This is a genomic window from uncultured Subdoligranulum sp., assembly GCF_937890665.1.
On record NZ_CALADU010000255.1, the window covers coordinates 1 to 10,350 of the forward strand.

The 10,350-nt window shown below is 41.4% G+C and carries 10 protein-coding genes and 1 pseudogene; all 11 read left to right on the plus strand.

Going from position 1 to position 10,350, the window contains the following annotated elements; genetic code table 11:
- Positions 1–501, plus strand: a 501-nt coding sequence (locus Q0526_RS14230; protein WP_298734901.1) for a D-glucuronyl C5-epimerase family protein, incomplete at its 5' end; no start/stop codon positions are given.
- Positions 502–540: 39 nt separating this feature from the next.
- Positions 541–1,623, plus strand: a complete 1,083-nt coding sequence (locus Q0526_RS14235; RefSeq protein ID WP_298734903.1) for a glycosyltransferase — start codon at positions 541–543, stop codon at positions 1,621–1,623.
- A complete protein-coding gene (locus Q0526_RS14240; RefSeq protein WP_298734906.1) occupies positions 1,623–2,657 on the plus strand; it encodes a glycosyltransferase family 4 protein in 1,035 nt (344 codons plus the stop codon). The genes Q0526_RS14235 and Q0526_RS14240 overlap by 1 nt, the downstream gene beginning before the upstream one ends.
- A 43-nt stretch (positions 2,658–2,700) precedes the next feature.
- The gene (locus Q0526_RS14245) at positions 2,701–3,255 is read left to right on the plus strand and encodes a hypothetical protein (protein ID WP_298734908.1); all 555 of its coding nucleotides are present in this window, start codon (positions 2,701–2,703) and stop codon (positions 3,253–3,255) included.
- Positions 3,256–3,268: 13 nt separating this feature from the next.
- A complete protein-coding gene (locus Q0526_RS14250) occupies positions 3,269–3,898 on the plus strand; it encodes a hypothetical protein (RefSeq protein ID WP_298734911.1) in 630 nt (209 codons plus the stop codon).
- Complete coding sequence (locus Q0526_RS14255) at positions 3,891–5,036, plus strand: glycosyltransferase (RefSeq protein WP_298734914.1); 1,146 nt, start codon at positions 3,891–3,893, stop codon at positions 5,034–5,036. The genes Q0526_RS14250 and Q0526_RS14255 overlap by 8 nt, the downstream gene beginning before the upstream one ends.
- 29 nt (positions 5,037–5,065) lie before the next feature.
- Positions 5,066–6,928: a hypothetical protein gene (locus tag Q0526_RS14260; protein WP_298734917.1), complete on the plus strand. Its 1,863-nt coding sequence runs from the start codon at positions 5,066–5,068 to the stop codon at positions 6,926–6,928.
- 20 nt (positions 6,929–6,948) lie between these two features.
- Entirely contained in the window at positions 6,949–8,406 is a 1,458-nt protein-coding gene (locus Q0526_RS14265) for a polysaccharide biosynthesis C-terminal domain-containing protein (RefSeq protein WP_298734919.1), read from the plus strand.
- Positions 8,407–8,468: 62 nt separating this feature from the next.
- Positions 8,469–9,005 (plus strand): acyltransferase, encoded by a 537-nt coding sequence (locus Q0526_RS14270; protein ID WP_298734921.1) that lies wholly within the window; start codon positions 8,469–8,471, stop codon positions 9,003–9,005.
- 23 nt (positions 9,006–9,028) lie between these two features.
- On the plus strand, positions 9,029–10,075 hold the full coding sequence (locus Q0526_RS14275; protein ID WP_298734922.1) for a polysaccharide biosynthesis protein: 1,047 nt from the start codon (positions 9,029–9,031) through the stop codon (positions 10,073–10,075).
- Positions 10,068–10,350: pseudogene (locus tag Q0526_RS14280) on the plus strand (lipid carrier--UDP-N-acetylgalactosaminyltransferase); the annotation flags it as partial. The gene Q0526_RS14275 and the pseudogene Q0526_RS14280, both read left to right, overlap by 8 nt.

Below are 10,350 nucleotides of genomic sequence, written 5' to 3' on the forward strand. Positions count from 1 at the left end.
ACAGAGAATCAGAAATACTATACTGCATGCACAAAAGCAATCGACTTTATGCTTTTGCCGGTAGCAGAAGGCGGGACAAGTGAATACTCCCCCGATGGACTGGTTCTAAAGGAGTATCCAGACAAAGCTCCTGTGCTGAATGGATGGATTTTTTCAGCTTTTGGATTATTTGACGCATGGAAACTGACAGGAAAGTTGGAATACTCAGAGGCGTGGAAACAAACCTCTGATGGAATAAAAAACAGTTTATGTAAGTTCGATGCGGGTCATTGGAGCTACTATGATATGGGCGGAAAGCTTACGAGTCCATTCTACCATTCTTTGCACATTGAACTCCTGAAAGCGTTGAATCATCTGTTGCCTGATTCAGAATATGAAAGATATATAGATAAGTGGATCACCGAAAAAAATAGTTGGATTTGGAATAAGGTCGCTTTTGTACGAAAGGCTATGCAAAAGATTACCGAAAAGCAGACGCAGGAATGGGTCATGGTCAGCTGAAAATGCTGCATCTAGTAATCAGGATATATGGAGCAATATATGAAGATAATTCAGATTATGCCGGATTTTGGACTGGCCGGTGCAGAAACCATGGTGGAAAATCTATCATGTAGTCTTGCTGCAGAAGGCCACGATGTTTTAGTTATTAGTTTTTTTGATTTGCATACTGCTATAACGGAACGCATTGAAAACAAGGGTATTAAAATAGAGTACCTAGGCAAAAAAAGAGGATTTGATCCGTCTATTATTTCAAAAATGCGGAGAATAATAAAGGCATATCAACCAGATGTCATACACACGCATCGGTATGTTTTGCCGTATGCCTTTTTGGCTTCACTGGGTTTAAAGGTTAAAAGGGTGCATACGGTGCACAATGTTGCCCAGAAGGAGCAGACGAAAGCAGGAAAAACCATTAATGGGGTACTATTCCAACATTTTAATGTGGTTCCTGTGGCACTGAGTGAAGAAATCCAAAAGACGATTCAAGAAGTGTATGGATTGCCAGACAACAGAATACCAGTTGTATTTAACGGAATTGACCTTTCACGATGCATTGTAAAGGAAAGTTATGCGAGAAAAGATACCTTTACAGTTCTTCATATAGGTCGGTTCATGGATGTGAAGAACCATGAACTTCTGTTGAGAAGCTTTGCTCGTTTCAAAGAACACCATTCGGATGCAAGACTACAGTTGCTGGGAGATGGTGAACTCAAAGAGAATATGATGCAGCTTGCAGGTCAACTCAATATTACAGATGCAGTCGAATTTGCTGGTTTACAGAGCAACGTTTACCCTTGGCTGCACAATGCAGATGTTTTTGTTCTTCCGTCTAAATTTGAGGGAATGCCAATGACATTGATTGAGGCAATGGGAACTGGACTCCCTATTATTGCAAGCGATGTTGGCGGAATTCCTGATATGCTCATGGATCAAAAGGATGCGCTACTGATTGCCCCCAAAGAGGAGAATATCCTTGTAGCTCTCGAGTCGATTTATTCTGATGAAGAAAAGAGAAAGCGTCTAGGGCGGAATGCATGGGATAAGTCAGCTGCTTTTTCGGCGATAACGATGGCAAAAAAGTATGCCGACATATACGAAAATATAAGTGAGGGTGGAGTCTAATGAAGTGCTTATTTGTCGCATCAAGTATGAATTTTGGCGGAGCAGAGCGTGTGATGAGCATTCTTTCTAATGCATGGTGTGATAAAGGCTGTGAAGTTAAAATTTTGCTTACAGGAACAGCTGCTGAAAGTAACTATGCATTAAAATCTCAAGTAGAGCTCCTGAGCTGCTACAGTGAAAAAAAGATGGGTATTCCTCATATTGTAATCATAAGAGCGATTCGTTCTCTGTGTAGAAGGTGGAAACCGGATGTTGTAATATCCTTTTACAATGATGTTGCTGCTCTAACAGCGGTGGCAATTACAGGACTTCATATTCCGCTGATTTATTCTGAACGAAATGATCCGAATCATGTTAATCAGAGAAAAGTTGATAAGATTTATAGAAAAATTGTAGAACACAAAGCGGATGAATTTGTCTTCCAGACTACAGGTGCACAAGAATGTTATCCGGAAAAAGTGCAAAAACGTAGTGCCGTTATTCTCAATCCGCTTGATGTAACAGGATTCCCTACGCACGATTTTACCGTAGAAAGAAAAGAAATTGTAACAGTTGGTCGATTGGAGCCTCAAAAAAATCAGAAGTTACTTATCAATGCATTCTCCGAACTTGCAAAAAAAATTCCTGACTATACGCTCGTTATATACGGTGAAGGAAGCCTAAGAAAGGAGCTTGAAAAATTTATTGAGTCTAAGGGCCTTAAGGATAGGATCTTTTTGCCTGGGGCGAAAAATAATATTCAGGAATATATCAAGGATGCTTCGCTTTTTGTACTAAGTTCAGATTACGAGGGAATTCCTAATGCATTAATTGAAGCTATGGCAATTGGTTTGCCATGTGTTTCAACAGATTGTTCGCCAGGTGGCGCAAGAGAATTGATAACCAATGGAGAAAATGGAGTTATCGTAGAATGTAGGAATTCTAATGAATTGGCAACGGCGATGGCCCGTCTGTTGACGGATAGGGAAAGCGCAAAAAAAATGGGCACTAATGCAAAGAAGATTTATACGCGAGTAGACAAAAATCTTGTTTGAAATAGATGGTTTTATTTAATTAGAGATTTTCGGGGAAGAAAAAATGGAGTTTAAGCAAAAAAGAGCGTGTATAGTATACTCAATAATTGCTCTGTTTATGGCACTGGTCTACTCATATAAAGATGCTATATGGGTAAATGAACAGTATGCAATGTATTTTAAGCGAGGCGATACGTCAACACCGATATATCTTATACTCATTTATTCTGCCTTGTTTGTGATTTTTATAGTTGCCGTGGCAAAGATTTGTGAAAACAGGGCGCATTTCTTATACGGTTCAATATTGTTCTTGACAATTGTGTTCTATTTTTCAAAAATGCTCCTCGAAGATGGCTTGTATTCTGCAATTACTTCGCCAACAACGCCACTTGTCTATTTGGTGAGTCTGGCTGTTTTTGTTGGAATGGATGATGGAATATGGAATGCAGTTAGAAGAATTTTGCCGATATTAATAATTGCATATATTTGTTTACTTGGATATGAATATATAACGCTTGTGGTCAGGTATGGCGTAGTAGTTGTTGGAAATTCTTCGCTGATTTACTATTATGTATCCTTGTTTTGGTGTTCAGTAGTTTATTTGACGAATTTTGCGTGATGATGGGATTGGGTTGCCACAAGCGCTTCTAATTGGATTTAATGTTATTTTTGCAGTCATTATTAATTCTAGAAGTTGGATTATCCAATCGTGCCTTGTCGGTATAGCTATTTATTTGCTGGGAACAACACAGCATAATGTTCGAATTAAAATATTGCGTGTAATACTGCTTATGTTGACGGGTTATTTGATTGTTCGCATCTTGCAGAGTTATTTTTCAAAAAACTTGATTTTTTTGAGCGATAAACTTGGTCGTGACAGTCGAAGCCACCAATATGCAGATATTGCAGGAGCATCTTCTTTTCTGGGATGGGTATTTGGTAACGGAGCAAATGCTGTATATTATGACTCTACACAGGGCTATATTTCAAATATAGATAACCAATATGTGTTTATTGCGTTTCATTACGGCATAGTTGTTCTTTTACAGTGGCTTGTTCCTCAAGTGAAAACGCTCTTATCAATAATAAAATCTCATTCAATAAAATGGATCGCCATGCTTCCAATAGTTTGTTGGCTTATGGCCTTGGGAGGATTGTCGGTTTTTAATGTGGTGTATTGTGATGTGAAGCAATTGGTGATAATGCTTTATATGGGGCATATTCTGTCGCTAAGTGATCACGGAGGATATGCAGATGAGTAAGGTTTTATATATTGGTTGGTCTGGATTACCTGAGACGGCAGCGGGAATAAGGGTATACCAAATTGCCAAGGTATTACGAGAAGCAGGCAATGAAGTCATCTTTTTATGCTTGAGTCAGCCGACAGCAGAAAAGCAAGACGAAATTGAGTATGATGGATTCCGCTATATTTTAAAGGAACAATCAAAGTCGAAAATTAAGAATGTAGAAAACATATTTTGTGGTTGTGCTGATTTCTGTGTAATTAAAGATACGATTGTTGCCGAAAAGCCGGATACCGTCATTGTCTATAATGAAAAAGAGAGGCTGACTAAAAAGATAATTGCTTTTTGCCACCCACGCGGGATTACGGTTGGCGCAGACGTAACAGAATGGTATGAGCTATCACGATCAAAAAAGTGGAACTATGTAGTTGCTAAAAACGTGGATTATCGTATCCGAAACATGGATTCCAAGTTGGATTACATCATATCCATTAGTCCTTATCTTACAGCATACTATCAGTCCCATGGCTGTAAAAATGTGATTGAGATACCGCCTATTATGAACTGTGTCAAATCTGAAATTGTGCCGACAATCCATGGAGTTCGCCATTTGGTATATGCAGGGTCGCCGGCGCAAAAGGACTTGATTCTTCCGTATCTAATCGCAATCAAGGACATAAACAATGACCAAGTAAGGGTTGTTGCGGATATCGTTGGGGTGACAAAAGAGCAGGTTAAAACGCTTTTGCAAATCGATGATCCGGAGAAAATTGGCATCATCGCGTATGGTCGTGTTCCTCATGAAGAATGCGTGAAGGTGATTGAAAAAGCAGACTTCAGCATTCTCTTTCGAGAGAATCTTCGGTATGCAAAAGCAGGTTTTTCTACGAAGCTTTCTGAGAGTCTATCACTAGGAATTCCTGTTCTATGTAATGCAGTTGGTGGTGCTGATGAAATCATTAAAGATGGTTTCAACGGTGTAAAAATTGAAGGATGCGATTCTGTATCCATTATGAAGGCCATTGAACGAATTTTTTTATTGGATGAAGGTTCGATTGATGCTATGAAACAACACGCAATAGAGACGGCAAAGCAGCTTTTTGTTGGTGAGTTGTACACTGGCGTTTTGGATAGAGCTGTCAATATGAAACCGTGATTGATACAGTGTACGGAAGGAGGAGAAAGATGATTACTGCAAAGTTGACAAAAGACAATGCCGCAAAACTAATTGGTACAAGATGTGCGATGAAATCAAACCCGCGCAGTTTTCTGGGCTATAAAAGAATTATTGACACAGAAGAGTATGCAGTATTTGAACACCCAGTGAAGGCAGCTTCTGTGGTCGCGGCATATGGCGATATTGTGGTGAAGCGAAGAGGGAACACGTTGTTTTACATTCCAAATGTCCGAGCCCCTTTTCTTAATTATCGCATTGAACTGTGTGATAGAAACTTTCCCGGTTTGATTCAAGGCAGCAATTTTATGCAGTGCCTTTTGCTTCCGTATATGCGTGTTGTAAAACAGGACACCTATGTTAAAGATGTTCGGCTATGCATTTTTACAGATAAAGGCCAAATTTATCATAACAAGCCGGCAAGAAATAAAAACTGTGAAGGCTTTTCAAAATCTGGAGATAGTATCAAATTTGAAGAAAGTGTTGTTTGGGATCTGCCGGGGAGAAAACATCCAGCACCTCATAATAACGTTTCGGAATGTGAATGCTATTATCCGGGGCTGCCAAACCACTGCTATTCTTATACACCTTGTGTAAATTCGGATTTAAGTTACCACGATACATACGGTAATGGGGGATTTGGAAAGAGCAAAGAAGTGTCTGTTGGGGGCGAAGTGAAACTGTGTTCGCGTTTCTACCGATACTCACAGACACTCCAGGCTAATGCCTTTCGCTTTATTGGAACAGGAACCAGAAATGACAAAATGAACCTGAGTGGGACATACTGTTCCAATGTTGAAGAAGGGGTCAGAGTTTGTGTTTTTGCGTCCAGTGATGGCGGAAGACAGTGGTATTGTAAATACGAGTTTAGTGACATAGGCGAGTATGAATTTCAACAGGGTCATAGCAATGCTTGGGGAACAAACTTTGGAAATAAAATAAGGATAGAGGATGACGTTGATTGCACTGATAGCAATATAACTATATGTAAGAGAACAGTGCTTCTGCCTGAAACGGTGGATGGGACTGTAAAGACACGATTCAAATGGAATGAATCAGGTATGGTGTCGAAATTACAAAAAGGCGATACAGTAAAAGTTATTGCACAATCACCACACGGCCTTACAACGGGAAATATTATCGCACTGTGCAGTAAGAAAATCAAACCTCATGTGATAGACTGGATGCTTGCAGATGGGGTAGATGAGAACGGAAATAGAAACGGCTTCCAATTTAAGGTTAAAGTGGTGGACGATCATTGCTTTGAACTATATGAATTGGTTTCCAGTGCAAAGCCAACCTTGCCTTGTAGACACATCCACCATATCAATACCTTAAAAGATGGGTGGATCATTGGTACGGGAGAAATCTATCCGAATGGATGGCTTTTGTATCTGCAGCAGAAAAAAGCTGATACTTACTCTATTACTGACGCAAGTGAGGAATTGACCATCAGGAGAATTAATACAAAAAATGACTCTGTTCAAAGAACAATGGGTGTAATTCTGAATGATTCGTCTGCGGGGGACTTGATCTATGCGTCGGATCATGACACGCTAGAGCGCAATGCAGTTAATGACAGTAGTCTTAGTGGAATATCGAGAAGCTCTATAGGTGTGTTTGTTGGAAAACTTGATGCTATAGATAATAGAAACCACTTTGAATGTGTGTATGATGCAACTGAGCCATGTTATTATTTCCAAAAGCTCGATGATATGCTGGTGTTTACTGGTCAAAGAGGTGAGCTCGCAATCTGCTTTGACCCGGATTATAAGAAATGGCATCATGAAAACTTGGGCTGCACCGTGATGTATTATTATGGATGCTGCCACCAGTATCAAATATTCAATGATTACATACTACTCAGAAAATAAGAGAGGGACAGCCTTCGTTTATGGAAAAAAAGAAAACAAAGATTTCAATACCAGTCGGGTTTAAATCAGCAATAGTATATTTGTTTGCAACTGTTTTTACACGAGGCCTAGCTATTATTACCACCCCAATCTTTACCAGAATTATGACTACAGATCAAGTGGGCGTGGTCAATTTGTATAGCTCGTGGTATTCAATGATAACAGTTGTTTCAACGCTGGCTTTAACGTCGGGTGGATTTTCTATTGCGTTGCGTGAGTTTGAAAAAGAGCGCGATCAATATGTATCATCGGTACTCTCCTTGACATCCATTGTTGCAATTGGGCTGGCACTCCTTTATTTTGTTGCACCTTCGTTCTGGAACAATATAACAGGACTTCCGACACACCTGATGATATTGCTGCTGATTGGATTACTTGTTGCGCCAGCTAGAGATTTTTGGCTCTCTCGACAGAGATTTGAATATCGCTATAAGCTATCAGGTGCAATGACAGTACTTTCGGCGGTGTCGGCGTCTGGCTTAGCGGTTGCAGCTGTTTTATATGCAAATAGTATTGGATTTTCCGATATCGCAAGCGTTCGGCTTTTTGCCAATTATTCAATTATCTATGGCGTCGCTTTTGTTATTTGGCTTTCCATTTTCCTGAAAGGGCGTTGCTTTTACTCTTCAAAATATTGGAAGTTCTCACTTCAACTGAGTTTGCCACTGATTGGCTATTCGATTGCTTCTCAGATTTTGAGTGTTTCGGATCGTCTTATGATTAGCAAAATGGTTGGTAATTCAGCTGTTGGCGTCTATAGCACATTGTATACGGTGAGTTCGCTTTCACTGATGGTTTGGACGGCAATCAATGCTTCTTTTGAACCGTATTTATATCAAAATATGGAGAATCCCAAAAGCAAGATTAAAAAACTGTCGGTGTCGATGCTTGGAATGTATTCGTTGGTGGCTATTTTGTTAGTGTACCTTGCACCGGAAATTGTTCGAATTCTTGCGACTGAAGAATACTACAAAGGTATATACATAATGCCTCCAATTGCCGGTGGAGTTTACTTTATTGCAGTTTCAAATCTGTATTCGGACATTCTGGTATATCTTAAGAAAACAAAGATGGTTATGATGTCATCTGCCATTGCAGCCGCGCTTAATGTGGTATTGAACTATATAATGATTAACGCATATGGTTATATGGCGGCGGCTTACACAACGCTGATTTCTTACATTGTTATGGCATTGCTTTTGTCGATATGGGCAAATCGGGAATTTAAAAAGCATATAAAAGAAGTCGATTTTGTGTACGATAACAAACTGATTCTTGCAATTTCAATTATGACACTTATCGTTTCGCTTTTTGCAATTTCGATTTATGATTACGCGATTGTACGTTATGCAGTGGCGGCGGTTATTTTCATTGCAGCGGCCGTGTACGGCATTCATTACCTGAAACAAAACAAGGATATGAAAAAGGACAGAGCCTAAAGGAAAGTTGCAACCCGGTAAATGGAAGGCTTGAGTCAATTACGATATGGAGGATAGGCAAAGTGGGTGTTATTTCAAAAATAGCCGATAGAATGGCTCGGAGAAATCCAATTGAATATGCGCGTAAACTAGGCGTCAAGGTTGGAAAAGAATGCAGATTTACTGGTAACCCTGGTTGGGGCAGTGAACCTTGGCTTATCCAAATAGGAGATCACGTTCTTCTATCGGCTGATGTTAAATTTAGCACTCACGATGCGGCAACATTTTTATTTCGAGATACAGAGGAATATAAAGACGTTTTCAAATTTGCACCTGTCGTAATACGGGATAACTGCTTTATTGGTATGCGAGCAACAATATTGCCAGGGGTTGAAATTGGTCCCAATTCTATTGTGGCGGCTGGAAGTGTGGTAACTAGATCCGTACCGCCCGGAGAAGTCTGGGGGGGAGTACCGGCCCACTTCATTGAAACAACAAAAGAATACGCAGATAAGTGCAAGAAAAATAGGTTGCCGTATGACATGAAAGCGTATAAAGAAGATATGAAATCTGAAGTGTTAAGAGTAACACGTCAAGAATTCAGCTTTTTTAATGAATAATAAAGAAAAGAGAGGAAATAAAAATGTCTGCATTTGATAACGCAACCCTTATGATCACTGGTGGTACCGGCTCTTTTGGTTCTACCGTTCTGAAGCACTTTTTGGATTCCGACCTGAAGGAAATCCGTATCTTCTCCCGCGATGAAAAGAAGCAGGATGATATGCGCCACGAGCTTCAGGCCAAACACCCGGAGAATGCCAAGAAGGTGAAGTTTTACATCGGCGATGTCCGCAATCCACAGTCTGTGAAGGATGCAATGCCCGGTGTTGACTACATTTTCCATGCTGCTGCTCTGAAGCAGGTGCCTTCCTGTGAGTTCTTCCCCATGCAGGCCGTTCAGACGAATGTTATCGGTACTGACAATGTTCTGCACGCCGCCATTGATGCTGGTGTTAAGCGCGTTGTTTGCCTGTCTACCGATAAGGCAGCTTATCCCATCAATGCAATGGGCATTTCCAAGGCCATGATGGAACACGTTATTTACGCAAACGCTCGTGTGGCAGCAGAGCGCGGCGGCACGACCATCTGCTGCACCCGGTACGGCAACGTCATGTGCAGCCGTGGCTCCGTCATTCCGCTGTTCATCGACCAAATCAAGGCTGGCAATCCCATTACTATCACCGACCCCAACATGACCCGCTTCCTGATGAATCTGGACGAGGCTGTGGATCTGGTTATGTTCGCTTTCCAGCACGCCAACCCCGGCGATTTGTTCATCCAGAAGGCTGATGCTTCCACCATCGGCGATCTGGCAAAGGCCGTCCAGCAGCTGTTCGGCGATACCGGCACGAACATTATCGGCACTCGTCACGGCGAGAAGCTGTTCGAAACTCTGATGACCCGTGAGGAGCGTCTGCGCAGCCAGGATATGGGTCACTACTTCCGTGTTGTCGCTGACAACCGTGACCTGAACTACGATAAGTTCGTGGTCAAGGGCGAGGTACATACCATGGCCGATGAGTCCTACACTAGTCATAATACTACTCGTCTGGATGTCGAGGGCACTGTGAAGAAGATTATGACTACCGAGTATGTCCAGAACGAGCTGAAGGGCATTCCCAATGTCTAAGGAAAAGCTCCTGCTGGTGGGCACTGGTGGCTTTGGCCGTATGGTTGCGGAACAGGCAATGATCCAGTATGACTGTGCCTTTGTGGACGATGGACAACTTGCTGGCTCTGTGATTTGTGGGATTCCTGTTGTTGGCGGCATTGCGGATTTGCCCGAACTGCGTAAGGACTATGACCTGCTGGTGGTTGGCATCGGTAATAACAACTTCAGGGCGCAGGTGTATGAAAAGGCCACCACTTTAGGCTATACTTTCCCTAATATCATCGCTCCAAGTG